General features: G+C 42.7%; 21 protein-coding genes and 1 pseudogene. 10 read left to right on the top strand and 12 right to left on the bottom strand.

Annotated features, from left to right (window positions below):
• The first annotated feature begins 5 nt into the window (after positions 1–5).
• Both ACYTPF_RS08980 and ACYTPF_RS08975 read left to right on the top strand, forming a co-directional pair.
• Positions 6–623: a PEP-CTERM sorting domain-containing protein gene (locus tag ACYTPF_RS08980; RefSeq protein WP_461851963.1), complete on the top strand. Its 618-nt coding sequence runs from the start codon at positions 6–8 to the stop codon at positions 621–623.
• Positions 624–738: 115 nt separating this feature from the next.
• Positions 739–1626, top strand: a complete 888-nt coding sequence (locus tag ACYTPF_RS08975) for a WYL domain-containing protein (protein WP_461851962.1) — start codon at positions 739–741, stop codon at positions 1624–1626.
• Between the two features lie 64 nt (positions 1627–1690).
• Here the strand turns inward: ACYTPF_RS08975 and ACYTPF_RS08970 are convergent, their stop codons facing one another.
• Complete coding sequence (locus ACYTPF_RS08970; protein ID WP_461851961.1) at positions 1691–3814, bottom strand: response regulator; 2124 nt, start codon at positions 3812–3814, stop codon at positions 1691–1693.
• A 393-nt stretch (positions 3815–4207) separates the two neighbouring features.
• Between ACYTPF_RS08970 and ACYTPF_RS08965 the strand changes: the two genes are divergently transcribed.
• Positions 4208–6064 (top strand): alkaline phosphatase PhoX, encoded by a 1857-nt coding sequence (locus ACYTPF_RS08965; protein ID WP_461851960.1) that lies wholly within the window; start codon positions 4208–4210, stop codon positions 6062–6064.
• Between the two features lie 65 nt (positions 6065–6129).
• A complete protein-coding gene (locus ACYTPF_RS08960) occupies positions 6130–7872 on the top strand; it encodes a hypothetical protein (protein ID WP_461851959.1) in 1743 nt (580 codons plus the stop codon).
• 35 nt (positions 7873–7907) lie between these two features.
• Here the strand turns inward: ACYTPF_RS08960 and ACYTPF_RS08955 are convergent, their stop codons facing one another.
• The 7 genes from ACYTPF_RS08955 to ACYTPF_RS08925 form a co-directional block, all read right to left on the bottom strand.
• The gene (locus ACYTPF_RS08955) at positions 7908–8501 is read right to left on the bottom strand and encodes a DUF1989 domain-containing protein (protein WP_179983768.1); all 594 of its coding nucleotides are present in this window, start codon (positions 8499–8501) and stop codon (positions 7908–7910) included.
• A gap of 24 nt (positions 8502–8525) precedes the next feature.
• A complete protein-coding gene (gntA, locus tag ACYTPF_RS08950; protein ID WP_269918109.1) occupies positions 8526–9191 on the bottom strand; it encodes a guanitoxin biosynthesis heme-dependent pre-guanitoxin N-hydroxylase GntA in 666 nt (221 codons plus the stop codon).
• Positions 9192–9238: 47 nt separating this feature from the next.
• Positions 9239–10219 (bottom strand): glycosyltransferase family 2 protein, encoded by a 981-nt coding sequence (locus tag ACYTPF_RS08945; protein WP_461851958.1) that lies wholly within the window; start codon positions 10217–10219, stop codon positions 9239–9241.
• A 254-nt stretch (positions 10220–10473) separates the two neighbouring features.
• Complete coding sequence (locus tag ACYTPF_RS08940) at positions 10474–10764, bottom strand: hypothetical protein (RefSeq protein WP_461851957.1); 291 nt, start codon at positions 10762–10764, stop codon at positions 10474–10476.
• Positions 10765–10796: 32 nt separating this feature from the next.
• The gene (locus ACYTPF_RS08935; protein ID WP_269918106.1) at positions 10797–11816 is read right to left on the bottom strand and encodes a YHYH protein; all 1020 of its coding nucleotides are present in this window, start codon (positions 11814–11816) and stop codon (positions 10797–10799) included.
• Between the two features lie 100 nt (positions 11817–11916).
• The gene (locus ACYTPF_RS08930; protein WP_461851956.1) at positions 11917–12609 is read right to left on the bottom strand and encodes a response regulator; all 693 of its coding nucleotides are present in this window, start codon (positions 12607–12609) and stop codon (positions 11917–11919) included.
• A complete protein-coding gene (locus tag ACYTPF_RS08925; protein WP_461851955.1) occupies positions 12609–14048 on the bottom strand; it encodes an ATP-binding protein in 1440 nt (479 codons plus the stop codon). The genes ACYTPF_RS08930 and ACYTPF_RS08925 overlap by 1 nt, the downstream gene beginning before the upstream one ends.
• A gap of 217 nt (positions 14049–14265) precedes the next feature.
• On the opposite strand from ACYTPF_RS08925, the gene ACYTPF_RS08920 reads away from it, so the two are divergent.
• Both ACYTPF_RS08920 and ACYTPF_RS08915 read left to right on the top strand, forming a co-directional pair.
• The gene (locus ACYTPF_RS08920) at positions 14266–14502 is read left to right on the top strand and encodes a hypothetical protein (RefSeq protein ID WP_179983763.1); all 237 of its coding nucleotides are present in this window, start codon (positions 14266–14268) and stop codon (positions 14500–14502) included.
• A 298-nt stretch (positions 14503–14800) separates the two neighbouring features.
• Positions 14801–15349 (top strand): hypothetical protein, encoded by a 549-nt coding sequence (locus tag ACYTPF_RS08915; protein ID WP_179983762.1) that lies wholly within the window; start codon positions 14801–14803, stop codon positions 15347–15349.
• Between the two features lie 16 nt (positions 15350–15365).
• Here ACYTPF_RS08915 and ACYTPF_RS08910 read toward each other — a convergent pair whose 3' ends face one another.
• Complete coding sequence (locus ACYTPF_RS08910; RefSeq protein WP_179983761.1) at positions 15366–16349, bottom strand: endonuclease/exonuclease/phosphatase family protein; 984 nt, start codon at positions 16347–16349, stop codon at positions 15366–15368.
• Between the two features lie 447 nt (positions 16350–16796).
• Between ACYTPF_RS08910 and ACYTPF_RS08905 the strand changes: the two genes are divergently transcribed.
• Complete coding sequence (locus ACYTPF_RS08905) at positions 16797–17396, top strand: BON domain-containing protein (RefSeq protein WP_118493973.1); 600 nt, start codon at positions 16797–16799, stop codon at positions 17394–17396.
• 621 nt (positions 17397–18017) lie between these two features.
• On the opposite strand, the pseudogene ACYTPF_RS08900 reads toward ACYTPF_RS08905, so the two are convergent.
• A pseudogene (locus ACYTPF_RS08900) lies at positions 18018–19094 on the bottom strand (polysaccharide lyase family 7 protein); the annotation flags it as partial.
• A gap of 668 nt (positions 19095–19762) precedes the next feature.
• On the opposite strand from ACYTPF_RS08900, the gene ACYTPF_RS08895 reads away from it, so the two are divergent.
• Positions 19763–20140, top strand: coding sequence for a hypothetical protein (locus ACYTPF_RS08895; RefSeq protein WP_179983759.1), 378 nt, complete (start codon positions 19763–19765; stop codon positions 20138–20140).
• Between the two features lie 131 nt (positions 20141–20271).
• Here the strand turns inward: ACYTPF_RS08895 and pyk are convergent, their stop codons facing one another.
• Together pyk and ACYTPF_RS08885 are read right to left on the bottom strand one after the other, a co-directional pair.
• Positions 20272–21708, bottom strand: coding sequence for a pyruvate kinase (gene pyk / locus ACYTPF_RS08890; RefSeq protein ID WP_179983758.1), 1437 nt, complete (start codon positions 21706–21708; stop codon positions 20272–20274).
• A gap of 238 nt (positions 21709–21946) precedes the next feature.
• Positions 21947–22798, bottom strand: coding sequence for a MurR/RpiR family transcriptional regulator (locus ACYTPF_RS08885; RefSeq protein ID WP_025255586.1), 852 nt, complete (start codon positions 22796–22798; stop codon positions 21947–21949).
• A gap of 284 nt (positions 22799–23082) precedes the next feature.
• Here ACYTPF_RS08885 and zwf point away from each other — a divergent pair, with 284 nt between their 5' ends.
• Both zwf and pgl read left to right on the top strand, forming a co-directional pair.
• Positions 23083–24576, top strand: a complete 1494-nt coding sequence (gene zwf, locus ACYTPF_RS08880; protein WP_118493985.1) for a glucose-6-phosphate dehydrogenase — start codon at positions 23083–23085, stop codon at positions 24574–24576.
• Position 24577: 1 nt separating this feature from the next.
• Complete coding sequence (pgl, locus tag ACYTPF_RS08875) at positions 24578–25270, top strand: 6-phosphogluconolactonase (protein WP_461851954.1); 693 nt, start codon at positions 24578–24580, stop codon at positions 25268–25270.

Genomic DNA, 25270 nt, shown 5'->3' with positions numbered 1-25270 from the left:
TAACAATGAAAAAATTCTTTTTACTATTAATGGCTGCCGCTACTTTCAATGCAAATGCAGCGCTAATTAGTTTGACGACAGATAAACCGATTTATAGTGTTGGTGATACTGTGACGGTTACAATAAGTATTTCCGGCTTGTTCAATAATAGCGTACAGACTCTCATATCTGCCTATGCTACAGCATTTAGCTTTGATGATAGTGTATTGCAATTTATTGATAATAGTATTGAAAGCTTAATGCCGTTTGGTACTCAAGCAATACCGACGTTCCCAGGAGGGCCTACTTTTCCGCCGGAGTTATTTTCGGGAAGAATTGAAGGTACAGCGCTTTTTGCTGAATCAACTGGGGCGCTCGGTTCGACAGCACCACAGCAAGGGCAAAATGAAATTAGCCTTTATCGCGCGCAATTTTTGGCTACTTCTTTTGGAAACGATATATCGCCATTTACATTTTTGCAAAATCAATTTATAGACGCTGTAGTAGGCCCACTTTCACCTGAAACGGCTATGCCAGAAACCGCAAGCTTCACCATCGCTCAAGTACCTACGCCAGGTACCTTTGCGCTATCGCTTCTGGCATTAGGTGGTATGTTTTTCGCTCGTAAGCGTGCGAAGTCATAAACCTTAAATGCTAAAAGTTGAAGCCCAGCCAAGTGCTGGGCTTTTTTATGTCTCTTGCTATTTACATGCGGCTTTAAATGAACCACACTGAATAAAAATACAATAAGCGCGCACCATGTTAGAGACTATTTCTTTTTCTCAACGCCAACGACTGGCGTATATCGATTTCTGCCTTTTATTTAAAGGGGCCATTCATCGCCAAGATTTAATCAATCGTTTTGAAGTGGGTTTATCGGCCGGCTCTCGTGACTTTACGCTGTATAAAGAACTCGCGCCTGATAACTTAATTTACGATCCAAGGGAAAAACGTTATTTTCAAACAGAAAGCTTCGTTCCGGTATTTGAGCACGATGCAAAACGTACCTTGGTAAAGCTCGCCAACGATATATCGGACGGTTTCGATGCGATTGGCGATGTACATTTCCCGGTAGAAAGTGCGTCTTCGCTGAACGTACCTGATATTTTTGTGGTAGCGAAAGTAGTACAAGCCATAGTAAACAAAAAGGCGATGAGTGTTATTTACACATCGCTGTCTAGTGGTAGTGGCGCACGTGAGCTCGTGCCACATAGCATCGTTGACAACGGCCAGCGCTGGCATGTGCGAGCCTTCGACAGAAAATCACAAAGTTTTCGCGATTTTGTGCTTACAAGAATTAGTAAGGTAACGGTTAAAACCGAACCTGAAACTCACGAATGCATCGAGCACGATGAAGAGTGGGGAAGGCTTATTTCTCTTGAAATTGTGCCTCACCCGAAAAATATAAAATATTCTACGGCTATAGAGCTCGACTACGCTATGGAAGAGGGTGTGTTGACCTTAAAAGTACGCGCAGCCATGGCAGGGTATTTGTTAAGGCGTTGGAACGTTGACTGTACGAAGCATGCCAGTTTACGCACCGGTGAATACCAGCTTTGGCTTAGAAATCAGCAGAGCCTAGCAGACACTGATAACCTTGCCATTGCTCCAGGCTATGTAGGCGAACAAGAGGCTTATACCGCTTAGATACTGTTTATATGCCTTATAATTGACGTTTGGTAAACCTATCCCATAAGCCCAAGCGTCGTTACTAACTGATGTATCTTTTAATCGTAGCGAGTAGGGTGTCTTTGTCTAAGGGCTTGGAGAGGAAATCGTCCATGCCCGCAGCTAAGCACTCTTCTTTATCTTCTGCGAATGCATTTGCGGTGAGTGCGATTATTGGGGTGTTAGTTTCCAGTGTTTTTCTTAAAATTATTGAAGCTTCGATACCGCCCATAACTGGCATATTGCAATCCATAAGAATAACATCGAAGTTATGACGTTTGGTTACTTCAACGGCATCGCGGCCATTTTTAACATGCAAAAATTTATAGCCTTCTGTTTGCAATATAGCTTTTACAATCTCTGCATTAATTTCGTTATCTTCGGCCAATAGTATTCGTTTCTTTTTATTAAGCTCTTGAATCTCTTGGCGGCTAACAGGTTTAGATTCAATTAACTTACTTAAATCATTTTCCAGTTCACGTCGGTTGATAGGTTTGGCATGAGTTTTCCAAATACTTTTGAGTATTTCGTGTTCGTCTTCCAGTCTTTCTAGTTCAGCCGAAATCAAAATCACTTTAGGAAACTTAGGCGGTGTTAACTTCTTAAGTTGGTGCAGTAAGTCTACGCCGCTCATTACTGGCATAGAAAGGTCAAGAATAATGACATCAAAACTAAAAGGTTCGTCATCTAAAAATGCTTTTGCACTTTCATAGCTACAAGGCTCAATCGACATAGATGCAACGATGTGCTCAAAGTATTCGCGACTGGTTTGTAAATCATCAACGATGGCACAGCGCAAGTTAGCATTAGGAACAATTTCAATGTCTGGTAGGTGTGCCTCTTTAGCAGGCATCGTGAAGCTGAAAGTACTGCCTTGGCCTGTAAAAGAGACCACATTTATGTCGCCACCCATTAAGTTAGCTAGCTGCTTTGCAATGCTAAGTCCTAACCCGGTGCCACCAAATTCTCGTGTCGTAGATTGGTCGGCCTGTTCAAACTTTTGAAAAATGTTTTCTAGCTTAGAAGCGGGTATACCAATGCCTGTATCGATAACATCGAAAACAAGGCGATTGCCGTTTTTATGTTTAGTGTGTGTAACTTTTAGTGTTACCGAACCTTCGGCCGTAAACTTAATTGCATTACTTAGCAGGTTGTGCAAAATCTGTGCTATTCGCGTTATGTCACCTTCAATGACGTGGGGAAGGTCAGCATCTTTCAAATAGTGAAATTCAAGACCTTTGCGCTGGCAATAAACCCGTTGTAACGACACCACATCATCGAGTACTTGCAATAAATCAACAGGGGCCTGTTCTATTTTTATTTTGCCGGCTTCAATCTTTGATATGTCGAGAATGTCATTAATCAAAACCAATAGCTGCCGGCCGGCTGTTTTTGCCTTTTTCAAGTACAGGTTGCTTTTTTCCGGGTTATCGATCGCCAGTTCAATCATGCCAAATAAGCCATTCATAGGCGTACGTAACTCATGGCTCATGCTTGAGAGAAATTCTGACTTTGCCTTACTGGCTTTCTCTGCCTTATCTGCGGCTTTTTGTGCCAATTCTCTCGAGTGCTCTAGCGAGTAAATAGAGCGTTTAATCTGTCGCTCCATAGGAAAAAAGATGAACGCAGCTTCAATGCTTAATAGAACAAGTGCTGCTAGCCACAGGTACATCTCAATAGTAAGAACGGTATCCACACGTGATGTTGCATCCTGCTCAAATTGGTTCACAACATTGTCTAGTTCTTGTAGAAGCGTCGTAAGGTCTTCAACTGGCATAAGGGAAGAGGTTTCGCAACTTGCATTGCTTAAGACGGCCTCGGTTTTATCGACGAAGTTTTTGACTTTTGCATCTAGCTGCCCTTGCTGAAAATAAGTGTTAAAGATTTGAATAGGCAGATGTTCTAAAGAGGTAAGATACTTATGATTCTGTTCAAATTTAGCAAGGTCTTGTTGTAAGTAGCCTAATTCTTTGCTGTCTTCACACAATGTCGATGACGCTGCTAGCATCGCTATACGTTGCGATAGCATACGCTGCTGGCCTGCAATATTGATAATTTCTCCATCTTGCTTTTTTTCGTTAATTAATCCAGAAAGAATGAAAAAAGACAGGGTAATTAGCGACGCTGTTAGCGCTAAAGCAACGATATATCGAAAACGTATGGACATAAGGTAAAGAAATTCATAGTGGTAACTAAAAGATAATAGATGCCAACTAGTTACGCAAACTGATTGGAGAAATAGTTAGATTAACTTTCGATGTTTAGAGTCGTTGCTTAGGGCACTGCAACAAATATTTCATAATCTGACCAAATAGCCCGATTTTCATTAAACAGATATTCAATAAGCTCAGGTTTTACGCAGACTAGGTTGTTCCCTCTACTTGCATCAATCTCCTTAACAAACCCTTGTGTCAATAAAGCTTCATTTTGGTGTCAATTCACTGTCACTGAAATGTCACAAATGTCATCCACACTTTTTGCCCGCTAAGACCGTTTACCGAGGTGAGATTTTCGCTTGCCTCTAATCAATATAGAAAACAACTATAAGCAAGGAACCACAATGAAAAGCGAAACTCTTCGTGGAATAAAGTATTCAGCGATAGCATTGGCTGTAACTCTTGGAATGACTGCCTGTTCACTAGAAGGTGATGACGGCGAAGATGGCGTACAAGGCCCTGTGGGAGAGCAAGGCCCGGTAGGAGAACAAGGTCCAGTAGGTGAACAAGGTCCGCAAGGTGATACAGCGGGCACGCTAACACGTATTGCAACGGTTCCGCTTGGTGCAGAAGTTACCGGTATTTTCTTAACTGATGAAGGCGACCTTTTCTTCAACGTCCAGCATCCTTCAGGTACTAACGCTGCGACTAATAGCGTTAACGATATGCCTATCAACACAGGTACTGTAGGTGTACTTGCAGGCGCTAACTTCAACAACTTACCTGTTACTTTGCCAAATTCTCCAGTACCTAGCTCTGACGAAGAGAAAGAGCTGGTTGTTTCTGCTATCGGTCAGTATCAAGTGCTAGGTCAAACCGGTGACACCTTTGGTTCTGACCTACCAGAAGGCTTGGGCCATATCTACACACTTGATGGTGAAGAGTTAGTGTTAGAAAACGATATGCCTGACTTTAACGGCTTTATTTCAACTGCCGAAGGCGAAGGCTATCTTTTCTCGAACTGGGAAGAACTACCTGGCGGTATGAGCCGCATGAAAGTAGAAAAAGATGAATTCGGCATGTGGGAAGTCACAGAAGCGATGATGCTAGACTTCTCGCCAGTATGGGGTACGGCAGCAAACTGTTTCGGCTCGATGTCTCCTTGGGGCACGCCGCTTACCTCTGAAGAGTGGGTAGTTGATTCGGCGGTGGATACCACAACGTCACCTAACTGGAACAACCCAGAAGCAGTATCTACAGATGCACGCTTAGGTCGCATGTGGCAAATGACAGCACCTGATGCACCAAACCCTTACAACTACGGCTATATTGCAGAAGTAACAGAGCCACTGGCTGATGAGCCGGTGATTGTTAAGCACTTCACGATGGGTCGTTATGAGCACGAAAACTCAACAGTAATGCCTGATGGAAAAACCGTTTATCTTTCTCAAGATGACACTGGCGGCGTGCTGTTTAAATTTGTCGCTGATACTGCAGAAGACTTATCTGCAGGTACGCTTTACGGGGCTAAGCTCACTCAGGATGCAGGGCAGAATGACCCAGCAACAACGGGGTTTGCTGTTGAGTGGGTTGAGCTAGCTAGTGGCGATAATATGACTATTCGCGCATGGATTGACGAATACAACGGTATTGGTACCGACGATTACGTAGATGGCCAAAGCTCTTATATCACAATGGCCGATGTTCAAGCATGGGCAGATGGCGATGCAACTTACCCAACGGTAGAAGAGGGCGGTTCAAGCGTAACAGCCGGTGAGCCAATGGATGACCGTGTTGCATTCCTAGAAAGTCGTGCTGCGGCTCGTCTTAAAGGCGCAACGGCAGAGTGGAGAAAACTGGAAGGTATCTCTATTAACCAAAAACGCGCGCAAGAAGCCGTAGAAGGCGTCGATACTATTGAAGGTGAAGTTGTCGAGAATGCATACCTTTACATAGGCATTGCAGATATCGACAACACAATGATCGATGATGAAGGCGATATGCAGCTTTCTGCCCGCGTTAAAGATTGTGGTGGTGTTTATCGCGCCAAGCTGGAAGAAGGCTACAACATTTCTCGCATTGAACCTGTAGTGATGGGCGGTACGTATCGTTCAAGCCTAACAGGCGCAGAGCGTTGTGACGTTGAGCAGCTTTCTCAGCCAGATAACGTTGTTGTAATGAACGACGGCCGTATTCTTATCGGTGAAGACGGTTTCCAAGAAAACAACACGCTGTGGATGTATGAACCAGCAGATAAATAAGTTTTCTTTTTAATTTAAAATACGCCGGGTGTTTACGCGCCCGGCTTTTTTCCGTTGTGACGATTATGAAAATACTAAAAATAATTCCAGGTGCAGGTATTCTGCTTTCACTACTTATCAGTGCAGGGTGCACTGAAAGCTCAAGTGCTGATTTAATCAATCAATCTAATACCGGCGTAAGCGCGAATACTTACCCTACAAATGGGAACGGGCCTTCATCGGCTCAAACAGACGGCGATAGCGCACATTCCTACCCATACCGAGAAGGGGACGATATTCCCGCTCTTGCCTATATTGAACATGATGAAGTGTATAACCCTGAGTCGGTGATCCCTCCCCAGTGCTATACCAAAACAGAGGGCGTAAATAACCCTTGTTACGCATGTCACCAAAGTTACGATTCGATAGAAAAGCGCCCTAACCAAATGGGTGATGGTACATTGCAGGGTAACTATGAATTTTCCGATGTGGGGCTAACAAACAGCTGGAAGAACCTGTTTATTGACCGAACGTCGCTTATAGCGGGTATTGATGATGCCACAATTAAAAAATACGTAGAGCAAGACAACTACACCGCTTCACTTAAAAAACACGCAATGCCAGAGTATATGCGTATCGAAAACTTGAGCTCTGCTGACAAAGCCTTTGATGGCGACGGTTTTGCTAAAGATGGCAGCGGATGGGTATCTTACAATTACAAACCTTTCCCAAGTACTTTCTGGCCGACCAACGGGTCGACGGGTGATGCGATGATTCGACTTCCGGAAAACTTTCAAACGCTAAATGGCGACTACAACAAAGCTATATACACATTGAACCTAAGCCTAGTTGAAATGACGCTTAAGGAGCTTAATAAACTAAGCGTAGCGCCAGTAGATGAGACTGCCATTAATGTAGACGTTAACCAAGACGGTAAGTTGTCGCCATCTGTAACTGAAATTGTTCGCACCTCACATTATGTGGGTGATGCGAGTGCGGTTCCTTTGGCCCGTATGCTTTACCCTGAAGGTACCGAGTTTTTGCATACCGTACGCTACATTGGTGTGGATGATAACGGGGATATTTATAATGCGCCGCGCATGAAAGAAGTGCGTTATATGAAAAAGCACATGTTTAGAAGCCGAGAAAGCCTAGCTTCTGCCTATTATGCTGAGGCAAAAGATAAGCATTTTGAAAAGCTGCCTCAAACTCGCTACCTAGGCGAAAAGGGGATAGACAACGGCTTTGGCTGGACAATCAATGGCTTTATCGAAGATGAGCAGGGTGAACTGCGTGCGCAGCACGATCAAGAGCTAGCCTTTTGCAACGGCTGTCATAAAACAGTAGGGTCTACATTTGACCAGACATTTTCATTTGCCCGTAAAGTACCTGGCGAAGCTGGGTGGGGCTATATTGATTTGCGTGCCATCGAAGATGTGCCAAATATTAACGAAGAAAAAGGTGAATACCTCACCTACATGGAGCGTGTAGGAGGCGGTGATGAATTCCGTCAAAACGGTGAAATGTTGGCAAAGTGGTTCGATGATAAAGGGATGGTTAATACAGAAAAAGTGCAGCGTGCTAAGTCGGTGTACGACATCATCACACCATCATCAGAGCGCGCTTACGCGCTAAACAAAGCTTACTTAACCATCGTTAAAGAGCAAAGCTATTTGTTTGGTCGCGATGCTACGCTTACCGAGGCAACTAATGTTTTAAGTAATATTGATGCGGCGCAACCACCGTTAAAACCTGAGCATCGCTTCAAGTGGGATATGCGGCTTAACTGGCAGCAAGACAAAACGAGCACTATCGCAGACGCGCAATAGTGCTGGCATAGTTTGTTGAAAATGATGCTTGCGAACTACAACGGGTTCGCAGGCATTATTTCAAATTGAATTGGCTTATATCGAAAGTTGTTAGACTCACCGGCAGAGCAAGCCGTTAACCCTACAATCATATCCATTTTAGCTTCAAATATGGTGTAGTCGCCGGCTTTCGATTTGGGCGGCAAAACAGCGATTTTACCCGTACTGTCTACCTCAACGTTCATAAATGTATTGAAGGTTGTGCAAACATGGTGCTCTGGAATATCAAATTCAGCGAAAGCGGCAACTAAGTTACCGTGACAACCTGGTACTGGCTCTTCATTAGGGTAGAAGTGTTTGAAGGTGTCTACGCTACAAGGCGTTAGTAAAAAATCATGGTCTTCTACTTTATCTTCGATAATTTCAAACATGATGTTGCTTTGATTTGAGTAAAGCAAACTGCCTTTTTTAAATTTAAGGCTTTCGTTGTAATCCAGACTTCTACCCGAGGAGATGAACTCGTCTTTATTATGCTCGTTAAAGGCATAAAGGTCGGCCACTTGTTCGCCTTCAGGGTCAATGACTTTAAGGCGTTCACCTTTCTTGATAGTAAATGCAGTACCGCTTCTTGGCTGTATAGTTTGTCTCATACTGTGCCTTTTATATTTTAAGAGTTAATTTTTTACTTGTTTAAAGGGGCATTCCCAGCTTTCTGAATGCTTTTTACCACTGTATTGATAAACTTCAGAACTTTCACCATGGTTAGCAAGCAATGGGTTTTTACTGCCGCAGTAGGCGGCATCACGCTTTCTGATATGATCTCTAAACGCTTCAAACTTCTGTTGTTTCCGAAGCAGTTCAAACTGTTCGTGTAAATTAAACACAATTGCGGGATGAGAAAAACGTCGGCTCTTTCTAGAAGCATTTGGGTGCAGCCCAATCACGAAAAAGCCCTTCCCGCCAAGGCTTAAACTAAATTGTGCACTGTGCGGATCGCTTGATACTTTGCTATCCCAACTTTTTAAGCATGCGTCTACTTCATGAAGACGTTGAAGCTTTTCCCAGAGTACTTTATCAAACTCAGTTTCGGTAATGGTATCGGGCTGTTCGAACGTAACTACAAGTGAGGAGTACATATCGCGATTAAGCGTAAAAGCTTCCACGAATTTGTGAATTGAAGCCAAGATATCAGGTTCATTACTTTCGCAGTAGATATCGTCAAATTGCAGAACGTGTATTTGCTTCTTAGTTAGCGCCGATTTAGCGCCTACACAGGGGAAGTCACCTTCCCCTACAAATGATAAAAAACGGTGTGTTAGATCGGGTTTTAGTAAAGACATTCCATATCTCCCTACTTAAACGTTACCGCCTATTTCTTTCACAGAAATTAAGCCGTGCTGCTTAAACGCTCTTGGTTTTTCGCTGGCGAATGAAAAGAAGTGAATTTAAATCCCGTAGAAGTCGTGGCAGCGCTTGAGCCGCTCGTATCTACATTGCTTGAGTTATCTTCCTGCTCGGGCAACTGAATAATCTTCAACCCATTTTCTTCGTAGTTTGAATCGATAAAGCCTTTTTCCGCATAAGCGGTGAGTACTTCAGCGCAAGGGTAGAAGCCCCATTTCGAATGAAAGCGCTGCGCATTATGCACAAAGTCTAATAAGTGATTGACGGGACATTGATAATTGGGGCGCTGTGGTGCAAAAGTGCGCGTAGGCAATTGCTCTAACGAATAGCCGAGCGCCCTACAGTTGGTGAAAAAGTCTTCGTCGTTTAGTCCGAAACCCGCGTAGCCTTCATCGAAGCCGCCGGTTTTCTGAAAGTCTGTCTTACGAATAAAAAACACTGTAGAACAAATACTATCGTCACTAAACTTTCCATGATTATTTCCCTGATCTCTTGAAGGTATTTCGTTGTTATCTTCTTTTGGTAACGTTTCATCGTTACTTGCTAGATAACCAATTTGCTGTTCGTTTTTTGAAATAGTTGAATACGGCTTGTTGCAACGTTCCTTAGGTAAAAAGACGACGGAGGTAAACACCACTGTGTTGTCTTTTAATGCCAAAAGCCCATCTTTACAGAGCGTAGGTGAAATAACCGCATCAACGTTTAAGTAAACAAGGTTTTCATGCTTAGCCGCCAGCATTCCCTTATTTCGCGCTTTCGCTATTGGCAGTTCTTCTTGGGTAGTGAACTTGTGCACAATATCGAATTTTTCGCTTTGAATGAGAGACAAATCAGAAGGAGGTGCCATCCATACAATAACAAGTTCATCTGGCGTTGGTGAGCATTGCTCCAACTGCGAAATCAAATTGCAAAGCTTCTCGGTTCTACTTTTAACAATAGTTACTGCACTTACTGGTGAACGCATACTCAACCTCCTTTGCTAACCTTTCTAAAGCCCTTGGCTTAAACGGTGTACCTTGTACGTTATACTTTTGTATAAAGCAAAGAGTGCTCCAAAGTTGCAAGTTATTGAAGATGTGAGGTTTTTTGTTTTTCATTTGCCGATTTAACAGTAGTTAGCTTTAAAAGCGAGCAAGAGCTGCAAAGACAGAGAAAAATTTACAAACGAAAAAAGTAGGTAAGTTTAGCACTGAAGTAACTTTGAAAATCCGTCGTTCTTCATTGCTCATTAAGGGTTTTGCTTTCAATACTTTCTAATTTGGAATCAGCAAGGGGGCTAAGGTATTCAATGGGCTGATTTCTAACACACATAAGTGTTTTTTCGAACATCTGGCAGGTGCCTTTATATATTTTATCTTTGCCAACCATGTAGCGACATGGCTCACCTTTACTTAATGATTGGCAGGCAATTAGCGGTGCTTTATGCACGTGCCCGCTATGCGCAAAGCTGAGTGTTGTGAAGCACAATGACAAGCTAAATGCTGCAAACCGTGTTGTTGTTATTTTCATGAAAGCCCCCTCAAACTGTCTATTTATTTTCGTTAGTTACTATCGACGGTAATACTGCCTTGCGCACCTTTGAAGCACCCGATAAACATATTTTCGGCGGCGCTCGCTGCATGGTAATGATAACCACGGGTTTCATCGCTATGACCTCTGCACTCGTCAAGGTCAAAATCTTCTTCGCCTTCACTATTTAACATGGCGTAAATACCATACCCATCCAACGCGTAACCTAATATATTAGCGTGACCGTCTAATGAAGAAATAACGTCACTGCAGCCTAATGCCGCGTGATAGTGGTATCCTTCTACTGGGTTAACGTGCCCGCCACAGTCGTCGAAAGCAGCTATGGTATTTGCACTTAAAATAGCGTCTACAGGAGCAGGGCCCGCAATAACAACGCCATTTAGCGACACTCCTAAATCAGCTGAAAGTGAATTTGGGTTTGCAAGCGCAACGGGTTCAACAGGAATAAGAAGTGTTTGGGTAACCCCACCGCCATAATAGTCAATGGAACACTCAACGCAGTGGTTTTGATATTCTGGATCGACATCTGGGCGGGCGGCAGCTTCACATGCAATCTGTGAATCCGTAACAAATACTTCTCCGGTTGCTTCATCATAGAGTTGCCAGTCACTGCCATACAAATCAGGAAGACTTAGAATAAAGCTTCCGTCGACTTGATAAAGTTCTCCGCTCCCATCAAACCATACACCACCTTGCGTAGCATCATCGGTAATATTGCGAGGGCAGAATGGACCAATGTCGGCGTTAGCAGGTGTTCCGTTAATTACCACTTTAAAGCACTCGGTTTGCGTGCCATCAGTAAGTGTACATGCAGTAGTGGTAATGCTTTCAGCAAGGCCTGCTGCCAAAAATAAGTCGGGGTCTAGACTTGCCTGTATTGCTTCATTATCGACAATTTCGCTAGACGATGTATCGTCAGTCAGTGACGTAGAGCTGTCTTCTGAATCTCCGCCTGAACATGCACTTACTCCCATAACGCAAGCAGTGTAAAGACATAGGTGAACGGGAAAGCGTGTGTTACTTGACTGCATGATATCGTCTCTTAGGCATAGGTTCGGTTAAGAACTTTTATGATAAAAGTGAAATGTGCAGATATTTTGCAGGTTCAACGCATAATGTAAGAAGTTTGAGTCAGCTCAGTTTGTATCCTATACCGTATACAGCCTGAAGCGGCGAGATTTCGTCATCTTGCATTAGCTTATGGCGTAAGTTTTTCATATGGCTATCAATAGTGCGATTGCTAACGATGCGACCGTCCACATAGCCTTTGTCCATAAGCTGTTCTCTGGAAAATACATGTCCTGGCTTTTCTATAAATGCTTTAAGCAATCTAAACTCAACCGGTGTGAGTTCTATGGTTTGGTCTCTTCGTTCACAGACATAAGCGTCTAAGTCCAACGAAATATCTTTAAATACTAGCTTTCTCGAGCCTTCATCTCTTATGTTATTCGTGGTTTGCGTTCTTCTTAAAATAACTTGTACCCGAGCTACAACTTCACGTGGAGAAAAGGGCTTGCATATGTAATCGTCGGCTCCTGCATCTAACCCAATGAGCCTATCTATTTCATCAATTCGAGCGGTTAGCATCAAAATAGGCACATTTGAAAACTGCCTAATTTGTTTGCATAAGGTTAGTCCATCTACCTCAGGCAACATACGATCAAGAATGACTGCGCTAAAGGTGTTTTCTTTAAGTTCAGAGATAACCTGCTCACCGCTATGTAGCACTTTTGTGTTGAAACCTTCTAGAGCAAAGAAATCTACAAGTATCTGGGCAATTTTCTCTTCGTCTTCAACAATTAAGACAGGATATTGAGTAGACATTAGATAACATTTCCCCTAATCGGTAGCGCGATTGATATTTTAACGCCTCCAAGCTCAGAACTCGCAGCGTTTATCGTACCCTTGTGTGCATGAATAATTGATTGGCTTATCGATAAACCTAAGCCAGCGCCTTCAGTACGCCGTTTTCTAGATGAATCCTCTCTATAGAGAGGGTCAAATACTTGCTTTTCATTGCCGGTGGTTATGCTAGGTGCACTGTCTTCTATGTCGATAGTGGCTTTATTTCCGGTTTCAACTAATGTTATCCGTACTTGGCCTGGAGAATCTGTGTATTCAACACTATTGCTCAAAATATTTGAAAATACTTGGCGCAGGCGTAGAGCGTCCGCATGAACTTTTATATTGCTAGGAATGTAAGTACTCACGGTAATGCTTTTGGCCTTTAGAGCTGAATTAAACTGTGCCAAACTATCATTTAATAAGCCGCCGATATCTACCATCTCGAAATCGAAGTGCATGCCACCTATATCTGATAAAGACAACTGATATAAATCATTAACCAAGCGTGTTAAACGGCTCACTTCGTCTTGGAATGAAGCGAGTTGTACTTTATCGAACTGCCTGACACCTGCTTCAACTAACTCCATTTCACCAGCAAGTATTGATAGCGGCGTGCGCAATTCGTGAGAGATATCTGCCAACCATTGTTTTTGCGTAGCCTCATGTTTTTGTAGAGCCTCGGCAAGGGCGTTAATGTCTTTCATCAACACGCCAAACTCATCGCTGGGCGGCTGCCTAAATTTTACATCGTACTCGCGTCTAGCTAGTTGTTCGACAGCTTTTACTATCTTTTTAAAAGGCGATAAAAGTTTAGGCACGATGATCACCGCAGTAATCAATGAAACCAGTAACGCTAATGTGCCTACAGCGATAAATGATGTGCGCTGCTGTCGCATAAACTCTTGCGCCATTGTAGAGCTTGGTGAAGGTGGCAGATAGCTTTCCAATGCGCCAACCTTGCGACCTTCGCTAACAATAGAGACAGATACTTTAATATCTTGGTTGGTCACAGCGTCGCTAGGCATACTGCCAGCTATGACGTTACTTTGTGAGTCAAGTAATGTGGTAGGAGGGCCTATGTGGTGTTCATTTCGACTAGGTAGTTGATAGGCACGCCTTTGCGGAGGATGCTGATTGATACCTCTATGTTCTTGGGCTCCAAACTTGGGCCCTCGCGGCGGGGGGCGATTGCTTTGGTGAGAAAATGCATAGGGCGATATACCTTCCCAGCTTCGCTCGTTCAATGCGTACTCTAACGCGAGCATTTCTCCTAGCTGACTAAGCCTCTCTTTTTCCTGAGCAATAATAAATTTGTTGAAACCTTGTTCAAAACTCCAACGGGCAGTAGCGAGCGCAAGCATTAAAGACATGCAAGAAAACGCGAGTAAAATGATAGTAAGTTTATGAGATAACTTCATATTTCGAGTATAGCGACCTAGGGCCTAACTCTACAATATCCACAGCCTGATTAACCCTCAAATCATGGGTTAATACTCATGTTCTGCACTTTTTCTGCACATTTAAATTCTATGATTGGAATTATAGAGCCGGTGCCATTTGCGGTTACTGCAAGTGGCACCGATTACAGCAAATTTTGTATATATTTTGAATACAAAAGTTAGGAGTAGTAGCAATATGAATAAGACGGCAATTTTAATTGGTCTACTTAGTTTGAGTACCGCGGGGTGCTTCGCGAAAGGCGATAGAGAACATCCAAGACAACCACCTCCAGAGGCTATAGAAGCTTGTGAAGGAAAAGCTGAAGGCGAAACCGTGTCATTTGAAACGCCAAGAGGTGAAACCGTTGAGGGTACGTGCACGCTAAAAGATGAAACCCTTGTTGCGATGCCAGAGCGTCGACCGCAAAGGTAATTTTAAATCCTTCCTATAATGCGGTGTTGTACGATGTTTGTTATGTCGTTTCTCACCGCCTATTTAGCGCTTAATAGCTTTGCCCCCGATATAAATTTTGATATGCTTACCTAGTAGGTTAAACATTAAATTTCAATAGTTTGCATATTCCTACAATTATTACTTAACACGTTTCCTTTCGAGTAAAATTCGTCTTTTAAAATTGGTGTTTACTCATTCAGAGTGTAGGTAAATCTTCAGCCTTACTTGTAACGTATTAATTTCTGTATTTCGTATTTTTCTTTGGTGGACAAAGGCTGTGGAATCACAATCGTCTGTAATTATTCGAAACTATGACAAGCAATCTCTAAAATTGGTTGATGTTATATCAGGTATCTCACCAAACGCTATGCGTAGAGTTTTCGGTGGTTGGATATTTTTTGCGGCTGTTGTTGGGGTTATTGTAAGTGTGGCACCTGATTTAAGCGCGCAGTTTATTGGTCTAACACTTTTTGTTCTTGTTGCTTTTACACTTATCATGTTCGGGCAAAGTAGAATAACGGAAGGCTGGCCTGCTATCATTTGTGACAATGACTATATCGGCGTGGTACGCGACCCTGTAAAGCGAGAGTATATTTGTGTACGTTCTGCTTTGGTTAAAGACGCCAAGCCTGCGCTGATAAAGCCCAATAAAAAAGCCATTGAGATTATGCTAGATAACGAGCAACTTCTTGCAAAGGATAAAGAGCTTCTCAACCAAGCTGTTTGGCCAAGAGAGCATAGCTTAATTGGTTTGGCACACTTCAAAAAGCGTGAAGAGGCTTGCGACAGCCTCATGTGGTGTGTAAAGCATCGTGGGGCTCGTTAAACATTATTGAACCGCTTTATTCTTTGTCGGTCATTAACGCAAGTTCGGTATAAAGAGGGTAGTGGTCAGATCCCACCCCCTCTAACTTCTCAATGTTTACTAAACTAAAGTGTTTAGAGTGAAAAACGTGATCTAGCGGCCACTTCACTAATGGATACTTTGCGTGGAACGTATTAAAAAAGCCTCGACCTTCCCTAGGGTCTAATAGGCCGCTTATTTTCTTAAATTTCCTGGTAGTAGGTGACCACGCGACGTCATTTAGATCGCCAGCGACTATGATTGGACCTTCTGTTTTAGCAATTTCCTCTCCGACTACGGTCAACTCGATATCCCTAGGTTTAGCATAGGTATTTTCGGTTGGGCTTGGCGGTTTTGGATGAAGAAAATAAAGCAGTACGTCCTGTCCATGATGGTTGATTTTTACCCTCATAGAGGGAACATCGTCTTCTATCATAAAACGCAGTGTAGCCTCTTCAAATGGGATCTTGCTGTATAGATGCATGCCGTAAAGATTTTCTAAAGGGCAAAATTTACGGTAAGGATACTCTGACTCTATTTCGCTAATGCCCTTTTGCCACTTTTCGTTAGATTCAAGAGTAACCAGAAAGTCGGGGTGTTTATTGCGCACATGCTCAATGAGTTTGCGAAAATCATTATTTGGCATATATACGTTACTTGAAAGTACGCTTAGTTTGCGACTTGTGTCTTCATTACCCACGCGTTGTACTTCACGCTTGTAAAGAGGAGTGTAGGGGATTATCCAAACAACCTGGTAAATCAAGCTAACAATTAAACCTACTACCAAAATTAGCGAAAGGCTATTTAACGGGGCGTAATACGTTGCTTTAAAAGCATACCCAATAAGTAATAAAGAAATAATTGCTGCTATCTGAAGTCGTGGAAACTCCCACACCCTTACCAACCAGTGTGAAGAAGGTAGAAGCGGAGCCCAGCTTACAGCGATAAAAAAGACTGATGCAGCAGTGAGTGCAGTATCCATGTCTAGATGGTCCTTGAATAAAACTTACAAAACACATCTTACCTAAACCAAAAAGTTAGTTGGCTTGGTAAAGGTTATGTGAATGATGATAAAACAATAGTTATAATTACGGCGGTTTCCTAAAATAAGTTTAACCTTACCTTTCTATTGAGCGTCAGTATCTGTGCATAGTTCTATGTATCTTTTTAATGTTAGTTCCACCATGTTGTTTCCACTGTTTTATTTCCATAGGAACATTAAGTGGCAACTTATGAATAGCGTAATTTCCAAGGGGCATACACAATTTGCTTGTGTTAAGTAAAAAATTCTCGAAATCAGGCAAAGTTTGCAAACTTCAGAAGACCGATATAATCGAAGGTCAATAATTAATGCATATAAAACAATAGGATATTATGTTGGCAAGGTTTTAGCACTTGTAGTTGTGAGTTTCGACAAAGGAGAAATGTTATGAAACGTTCAATTATTTCTATGATTGTTGCTACTACATTAACTACAGCTGCTTATGCTGGTGATATGGACACAGACAATAAGTGGGAAAAAGGTGCTAAAGACGCATGGATTGACGGTAAAGCAGAGGCTACGCTGTTGTTCAATGGCAATCTAGATTCATTCGACATTAATACCGACGTGAAAGACGGCAACGTCGTTCTTACAGGCAAGGTTGAAAATTCTGTCGATAAAAAACTAGCTGAAGAGTTGGTAACTAACATCGACGGTGTCACTTCGGTAGACAACAAGCTTACCGTTGTTGCTGATAACGATATGCACAAAGAGATGTCTGACGATATGGAAGACACTGTAGATGAAGGCACAAGCGAACTGACGGACGCCAAAATTGCTACAGTAATTAAAACTCGCCTTTTAATGGATACCGATATTTCAGGCTTTGACATTGATGTTGACGTAGAAAATGGTGTGGTAACACTGACTGGCGAAGTTGATTCTGACGCCGAGCGTGACCTAGCAGTGGAAATTGCTAAAAATGCTTCTGACGTAAAAGATGTTGAAAGCGACCTACGTGTAGTTACTGAAACTGCAATGAATTAAAGGTTTCTTTATCCGATTTAATCAAAAAGGGGCATTCGCCCCTTTTTTCTTGCCTAACTTAAATAAGGTAGAATGGTTAGCACATCGACATAACTAATGTTTCCACTCTTCATCCAATAAGACAACTTCATCATTTTCAGATTTGATTTCTTTACGGGATTCAGTGCCATTTTCTGCCACAAGATAAAATTCGTAAATCGTAATATCAGTACCGTATTGCTTACTTTCAATGATACGTCTAATTTGATCAGAGTTTTCCTGCTTCTTGATAAGTGTTTTTACCGCGGAGGGTAAATCTTCCATAGTTAAATCCCGCTGTACTTCAACAATTTTCCACTGTTCGCCATCTTGCAGCATATCGAATTCTATTTCATTGCCGTTAGCGTCTTCACCTTCAACATCAAGATATACATTATCGTGTTTGTATTCCTTCTCAACTTCTTGTATCGCAAAGTTAGGAGCAACACTTTTTATTGCCGTTAACGCGGAAGCCGGAACAGCATCTACGGATATCGCTTCTTTTTTGTTTAGTGTAGCGCCAATCTTAACATTGTCGCTTTCCGCCACAGGTCTTTGCGCCCCAGGTTTTTGCGTAATTAGGTTCGCTTTGAAGGTTTCAGTCGGTTCGCTGCTTTCACCTACCGTTAAGTTGGAAAACGCGACCTGTACATAGTCACCATTTTTCTTATCTTCTTCCCAGTTTCCTGTACCCATACATGCAGCGTACCAAAAGCCGTCATCATCTTTAGTACTGCACTGGTTATAAGCGCCCGCTTTAAAATAATTCCAATCTAGCGTATAGCCGTAAGGATGATCGTGCTGGTCTAGCTCACCATACGCATTAACCCCATTGGCTAGATTAATAGCATAATTAACGGTTTTGTGTCCGTCTGATTTAAAGCTTAGGTACATCACATCACCGTGAACGTTAACTTCATAGCTAAAGCTCTCGTTAAGTTTAATACCTTCGCTACCCGGGTTTTCTGGATCGGTCCATAAATTTCCCCAAACTGGATAAGCAATATCAGTACGGTTTTTATCATTCTTGGGCAAGTTGCGCTCATACGTCCAGAATACGGAACCAGTTTCATGCTGTGGCCACTTTTTATAATAAATCTTAAGTGGTTCATTACCCCAACCAAACCCTTTGACCTTTTTCTTCCATTTACTGGCGTGTATTTGGCCCACTACCACTGAAAAAGCCGGCGCTTTGTCAGGATATTTAGCTCTGGTAGCAACGTGCTGCACTTTAAGCGTGGCATTTAATTTTCCGCCTACTTGCGCAAAGCGGTCTGAAATAGGGTTGCTAGCGACAGTAAAGTTATTCTTTGGGGAGTGAGTTTTTATACGCGTGTTAGAACCGCGAAGCATGTGTCGAAGTTCGCTACGGGTATTAGATGAATTTTGAGTGGTTAGCGCTTTATTCGGCGCGGCAAATACCAAATTGCCTTCATCGTCAACATAGAAGAAATCTTTGTGCTCAAAGCTCTGAATATCCTTTACGGATATTTCGTCAACTTTCCCATTGTTGTCTTTATCTGTAGGGATTGTGATTTTCCATTCGCTTAAATCAAACTTCTCAGCTGGAAGTGCTTCAGCATTAGTAAAGCCTGAAGCGAAGACTAATGGAAGGCACGTCAACAGGGGTTTTGTCCATGGGGTAACAGAGACGGTGAATAACGAGAAGGCAGTAGGCATTGTTTTTATTTTAGACATTTAAACCTCTTGGTAGACAATCGCTTACCAATACAACTAATACTTAAGTTAAAGTTATTGGTAAGTCCAGTTCTGGGTCAAACTTTTGCTTTGTAATGCCAATTTATCATTCTTGTAAACCAATTGCAAAATGTTATCAAGTCGTTAAATGCAGAGGGGTTCGAAGGGGAGGGGTATTATACGATCTTTACTTCTACCGTTAGTTTCGATGCTTTTTCATACTTATGTCTATGCGTGCCTCAATATTTGGCGCGAGAAATAAACTTTTTGGTAATACCAAATATGCAATAGACACTATATTCTTTACCCATTGTTTGTTTGAGCCCGTTTCACAAACTTAAGTTTAGAAGCGCTTAAATTAAACCCGAAGGAAAGACACGGAAAAATTCTCTTAAAGTGTGTAGAAAATTCTTTATATACATTTTGTAGTATCAGTCTTGTTTCATATCTTTCTGATATTCAAAGAAATATATTGTGGTATAGAAGCTGCAATCCCAAATTATAAATTACGTTTAGCAATTAATATTAGCGTGCTGTTTTGCATACATTACCTTTTCAGCGCCGAAGAAGTCGTTAACCAAATAGAAGTCGTTAACCACATAATTGTTATCCAAACTATGAGCAGTTCACAGTTGGTCAAGGAGTGAGGCATGAACATTTTAAAGTGGGTTTATTCAGCTATTGTTGTTTCAGTTGTCATAGCACTAATCGGCATGTTCGGGCAGGGTAAGCTTTCAGTTAGCCAAGCAACGGCCGATGACGCAGAACGTACGGTTCACGCCGATATTGTTAAAGTTGAGCAGACTTTATCACTGGTAGAGTTTGATTTATCCAAGAAGGCGCATTTGCTTAGAAAAACACGCTTAGATTTTTATGTTAAGCAGGCAAAACAAGCTGATTTAAGAGGTTGGAAGTTTAAACGTGACGAGTTCGTTGAGCGGGCTGAAAACATCATAAGCCACCATCTAACACAATATGCGAACGATATAGCTCAAGAGACAGAGACCTACACTGCACAGGCAATCTAGCCTGAACAGCACTAACGAAAACGCCCCTTACATCATAAAGGTGTAAGGGGCGTTTTTAGTTTCCAAACCCAATTAAATTTCAGGCAAAAAAAAAGCGAAGCTTAATCTTCGCTTTCAATATTCATTTTAGGCTATTCAACTTCTACAATTTTTAAAGTGTTAGTTGCGCCTACCTTTTCCATTTCATCGCCATAGGTGAGGATGATGCTGTCACCGCTTTTCACTAAGCCTTTATCTTTTAGCGAAGCAATAACATCGTACTTTAACTTTCCTGGTTCGCTGTTAGATGAGTCAAAGTAAACTGGCTTCACACCACGGCATAATGCCATAGTGTTAAGCGTAGATTCGTGGCGAGACATAGCAATTATTGGTAGTGACGTAGTAATACGAGACATCAACGTTGGCGTAGTTCCACTTTCTGTCAACCCGACAATCGCTTTAACGCTTGGCAGGTGGTTCGCTGCATACACAGCAGAAAGTGCAATTGACTCGCTCGTCGATGAAAACTTCTGATCCATGCGGTGCTTAGAAATTTTCACGCTTGGATGAGTTTCTGCACCTTCACAAACACGGGCCATTGCTGCAACCGTCTCGATAGGGAAGTTACCGGCGGCGGTTTCAGCTGAAAGCATGACAGCGTCGGTACCATCTAGTACAGCGTTCGCCACGTCCATAACTTCAGCACGTGTTGGCATTGGGCTATCAATCATCGACTCCATCATTTGAGTCGCAGTGATAACAACCTTGTTCAGTTGACGAGAGCGGGCAATTAACTTCTTCTGAACGCCAACAAGTTCTGCGTCTCCAATTTCTACACCCAAATCACCACGAGCTACCATTACAGCATCAGAAGCTGCGATAATATCGTCCATGGCTTCGTCAGAAGCGACGGTTTCAGCACGTTCAACCTTTGCACAAATTTTGGCGTAGCAGCCTGCTGCTTCAGCAAGCTCTCGCGCATAGTTTAAATCTGCGCCGCTTCGAGGGAATGACACTGCAAGGTAATCGACGCCGATTTTTGCCGCAGTTTTAATATCTTCTTTATCTTTGTCGGTAAGCGCATCTGCAGAAAGACCACCGCCTTGACGGTTAATGCCTTTGTTGTTTGAAAGTTTACCACCAACGGTAACTTCAGTAACCACTTTGCGTCCTTCAACACCCGTCACACGAAGCTGAATACGACCATCGTCAAGAAGAAGGATATCACCAGCAGATACGTCGTCAGGAAGCGCTTTGTAATCAATGCCTACTTGGTTGATATCGCCTTCGTCACGACCTAATTCAGCGTCTAAGATGAACTTAGCACCGATATCTAAATGAACAGCACCCTCGGCAAAACGGGCAACACGAATTTTAGGGCCTTGAAGGTCACCTAAAATAGCTACGTATTTGCCTAAGTTCTTTGCAGCCTGGCGAACGCGCTTAGCTCGCTCGATGTGGTCTTCAGCCTGCCCGTGTGAAAAGTTCATTCGCACTGTATTCGCGCCAGCGGCTATTAGCGCCTGAATTTTCTCAAGTGAGTCTGTTGAAGGTCCTAGGGTGGCAAGAATTTTAGTTCTTCTGGTCATGTGATTCCGTCGCTGTTTCTAAGTTAGAAAAGACAAAGAGTGATAAGCGTTGATTATTATATAAACGCCTGTAATCGCTTTACGTAATTTTATTACAGAATAATAGTTGAATTTGACAATAATGTGAATGAAATAAACAAAAACGCCCAACTGGCTCGACCAGTTAGGCGCCCTTCTGAATCTATCCGCCGTAAATTGCTACGGCAATAAATACAACTATGATCAAGTTGATGATGATTTAATCGCCACGTTTTTCGTATCGCGAACCACGCAGTGTGTCTTTAACACGCTTGAGGTTTTCTCTGAACTTATTGCCTCGGCGCAATGTGAAACCAGTGGCGAGAACGTCGATAAGCGTAAGCTGAGCTATTCGAGAAGCCATAGGCATATACATGTCGGTATCTTCTGGCACTTCTAACGACAGTACATAGCTGCACTCTTGGGCAAGAGGACTTTCTGCTGACGTTATGCCCACAACCGTTGCATCGTTCATTCGAGCGATTTGAGCTATCTCAACCAGACTTTTAGTACGTCCAGTGTGGCTTATTAAAACCACTACATCACCGGCTGAACAATTCATACAGCTCATGCGCTGCATAAGAATGTCTTCAAAGTACACCACAGGCACATTGAATCGGAAGAACTTGTTAAGTGCATCGTGAGCCACAGATGCCGACGCACCTAAACCGAAAAATGAAATTTTCTGAGCCTGGGTAAGTAGATCAACTACGCGATTCACCACATTGACGTTCACCGACTGACGGGCAACTTCGAGCGAGGCCATAGTAGACTCAAATATCTTGTTCGTATATTCGTCAGGGCTGTCGTTTTCATCGACGTGACGATTAACATATGGCGTGCCGTTAGCTAAGCTTTGGGCCAGATGAAGTTTAAAATCTGGAAAGCCTTTCGTATCCAGTCTTCGACAGAATCGATTAACAGTGGGCTCACTAACATCCGACATTTTAGCGAGGGTTGCTATACTCGAATGAATGGCTGTTTGTGGGTTAGCTAAAATTACTTCAGCTACCTTTTTTTCAGATTTACTGAATGCCGCTTGGTTTTGTGTGATTTTTTCTAAAATGTTCATACAGATATAGCAATTGGTTAGCACAAATTATTGTAAGGTACACCTGTAATAGTACCCAATGTGACGTCTGTGACAAGAAAAATGTAATTTTTTGACAAAATTTGTTGTTTCAAACAGGTTAAATCAGGGTAAACTGAGGGAAATAGTAAAGATTCAGATCCTATAGTTGGTTCAAGTTGTAATTTTACTACATTTGGTGTTAACTATACGGTAAAAATAGTCGTTAGTGTTGTAAATAACTGTACAATACGCCGCGCACACATACATTTAAAAGGTCGACGAATATGGTATTGGATAATTCCTACGAGCCCTGTGATTTTGTACTTTTTGGTACGCTGGGAGATCTTTCACGACGCAAGTTATTGCCTTCTTTATATCAGCTAGAAAAAGCCAACTTGATGCACCCTGAAACCACAATTGTTGGTGTGGCGCGTCAGGAAATGGAACTAGACGCTTACATAGAAGAAGTTCACGCTAATCTTATAAAGTTTGGTGAAAAGGACTTATGTGAAGCTACATGGGAAAAAATGAAAGCGCGTTTGCATTACGCATGCGTAGACATGAAAGATGTCGAAAGCTATTGCGTATTAGACGACCATGTTGACCCAACTCGCACAATGGTGTGTTACTTAGCTACACCGCCTGCTATTTATGGCGACATTTGTCGCGGCCTGCATAGCTGCAAAATTATAGACTCAAGCGTTCGCGTAGTGCTTGAAAAGCCTATCGGTCACGATTTGGAATCGTCAAAAGTTATTAATGAGCAAGTTGCTGAATACTTCGACGAAAAACAAATATACCGTATTGACCATTACCTAGGTAAAGAAACCGTTCTTAACTTAGTGTCGCTTCGTTTTGCCAACTCTATTTTTGCTACAAACTGGGATCACAACTGCATTGACCACGTTCAAATTTCAGTGGCTGAATCAGTAGGTATTGAAGGGCGTTGGGGTTATTTCGACGATGCGGGACAAATGCGTGACATGGTGCAAAACCACCTGTTACAAATTTTAAGCTTGGTCGCGATGGAACCGCCAACAACCCTGGATGCTGATAGCATTCGTGATGAAAAGCTTAAAGTGCTTAAAGCGCTTCGCCCTATCAACTCGTTTAATATTAACGAAAGCACGGTACGCGGTCAGTACACGTCTGGTTTTGTTAAAGGCGAAGAAGTACCTGGGTACCTTGAAGAAGAAGGGGCGAATACGCAGAGTAAAACTGAGACCTTTATTGCGATTAAAGCGGAAATTGATAACTGGCGTTGGGCCGGCGTGCCATTCTACCTGCGCACAGGTAAGCGCATGCCAACTAAAGTGAGTGAAGTTGTTATTTACTTCAAGCGCCAGCCGCACAACTTATTTGGCGATAGCTTCAAAAACCTTCCGCCTAACAAACTCGTTATACGTCTACAGCCTGATGAAGGCGTAGAAATCACGGTAATGAATAAAGTTCCAGGCTTAACTAGCTCCGGCTCGATGGACCTACAAAAATCTAAGCTTAACCTAAGCTTCTCGGAAGCGTTTGCTGACGAGCGTATTCCTGACGCTTACGAAAAATTGCTGCTTGAAGTGATGCTTGGAAACCAGGCGCTATTTGTTCGCCGAGACGAAATTGAACAAGCTTGGACATGGGTAGATTCAATTCTTGAAGCGTGGAAGCAATCAAGTGAGCCACCTGAGCCGTATCAAGCAGGTACGTGGGGTCCGGTAGACTCTATCGGTCTTCTAGCCCGCGAGAATCGCAGTTGGTACGAAAGCAAAACAGGAAAGAAAAAGTAATATGGCGTTAACAACTCTATCATTTGAAACACCTGACGCGCTTACCGATGCATTTGCACAAGATTTAGTAAGCATTCTTAAAACAGGTATTAAAACTCGTGGCCGTGCATCTCTTGTAGTTAGCGGTGGACGTACTCCTTTAGCGCTTTTCAAGCAGTTAAGCGAGACCGACCTTGAGTGGGATAAGGTTGATATTACCCTTGCTGACGAGCGCTGGGTAGAAGAGAGCCATGAGGCGAGCAACACTAGCCTAGTTAAAAATAATCTAATTCAAAATAAAGCCGCAGCAGCTCGTTTTATCGAACTGAAAAGCGATGTTGACGATGCAAACAAAGGCGTAAATGCAGCCGAGTCTAATTTGGCAAGCATGCCACAGCCTTTTGACGCATTAATTCTTGGTATGGGGGAAGACGGGCACACTGCATCGCTTTTCCCTTGTTCTGAGCAAGTACTTGACGGCTTAGATATGAGCAGCGGCAGGACCTGCATTGCTGTTCAACCTACAACAGCACCTCATCAACGTATTTCATTAACGCTACCTGCGTTACTCAATAGCCGAAACATCTTTTTACACTTAACGGGTGAAAAGAAAAAGCAAGTGCTTTTAGACGCTATTGAAAATGCTACCGAAGCGCAAAAGCCCATCACTGCCGTTGTAAATAGAGCACCGGTGACTCTGATGTGGGCGCCATAG

The sequence above is a fragment of the Alteromonas sp. HB246098 genome, assembly GCF_054890645.1.
The sequence above is the reverse complement of the archived record's forward strand: the minus strand, read 5'-3'. Positions and strand labels throughout refer to the sequence as shown.

Coding starts and splice junctions, on each gene's coding strand:
- ACYTPF_RS08955 (WP_179983768.1), bottom strand. CDS start 8,501: ATGAGACAAACTATACAGCCAAGAAGCGGTACTGCATTTACTATCAAG.
- ACYTPF_RS08925 (WP_461851955.1), bottom strand. CDS start 14,048: ATGAAGTTATCTCATAAACTTACTATCATTTTACTCGCGTTTTCTTGC.
- ACYTPF_RS08975 (WP_461851962.1), top strand. CDS start 739: ATGTTAGAGACTATTTCTTTTTCTCAACGCCAACGACTGGCGTATATC.
- ACYTPF_RS08905 (WP_118493973.1), top strand. CDS start 16,797: ATGAAACGTTCAATTATTTCTATGATTGTTGCTACTACATTAACTACA.
- ACYTPF_RS08945 (WP_461851958.1), bottom strand. CDS start 10,219: ATGCGTTCACCAGTAAGTGCAGTAACTATTGTTAAAAGTAGAACCGAG.
- gntA (WP_269918109.1), bottom strand. CDS start 9,191: ATGTCTTTACTAAAACCCGATCTAACACACCGTTTTTTATCATTTGTA.
- ACYTPF_RS08885 (WP_025255586.1), bottom strand. CDS start 22,798: ATGAACATTTTAGAAAAAATCACACAAAACCAAGCGGCATTCAGTAAA.
- ACYTPF_RS08935 (WP_269918106.1), bottom strand. CDS start 11,816: ATGCAGTCAAGTAACACACGCTTTCCCGTTCACCTATGTCTTTACACT.
- ACYTPF_RS08940 (WP_461851957.1), bottom strand. CDS start 10,764: ATGAAAATAACAACAACACGGTTTGCAGCATTTAGCTTGTCATTGTGC.
- pgl (WP_461851954.1), top strand. CDS start 24,578: ATGGCGTTAACAACTCTATCATTTGAAACACCTGACGCGCTTACCGAT.
- ACYTPF_RS08920 (WP_179983763.1), top strand. CDS start 14,266: ATGAATAAGACGGCAATTTTAATTGGTCTACTTAGTTTGAGTACCGCG.
- ACYTPF_RS08910 (WP_179983761.1), bottom strand. CDS start 16,349: ATGGATACTGCACTCACTGCTGCATCAGTCTTTTTTATCGCTGTAAGC.
- pyk (WP_179983758.1), bottom strand. CDS start 21,708: ATGACCAGAAGAACTAAAATTCTTGCCACCCTAGGACCTTCAACAGAC.
- zwf (WP_118493985.1), top strand. CDS start 23,083: ATGGTATTGGATAATTCCTACGAGCCCTGTGATTTTGTACTTTTTGGT.
- ACYTPF_RS08895 (WP_179983759.1), top strand. CDS start 19,763: ATGAACATTTTAAAGTGGGTTTATTCAGCTATTGTTGTTTCAGTTGTC.
- ACYTPF_RS08965 (WP_461851960.1), top strand. CDS start 4,208: ATGAAAAGCGAAACTCTTCGTGGAATAAAGTATTCAGCGATAGCATTG.
- ACYTPF_RS08960 (WP_461851959.1), top strand. CDS start 6,130: ATGAAAATACTAAAAATAATTCCAGGTGCAGGTATTCTGCTTTCACTA.
- ACYTPF_RS08980 (WP_461851963.1), top strand. CDS start 6: ATGAAAAAATTCTTTTTACTATTAATGGCTGCCGCTACTTTCAATGCA.
- ACYTPF_RS08970 (WP_461851961.1), bottom strand. CDS start 3,814: ATGTCCATACGTTTTCGATATATCGTTGCTTTAGCGCTAACAGCGTCG.
- ACYTPF_RS08930 (WP_461851956.1), bottom strand. CDS start 12,609: ATGTCTACTCAATATCCTGTCTTAATTGTTGAAGACGAAGAGAAAATT.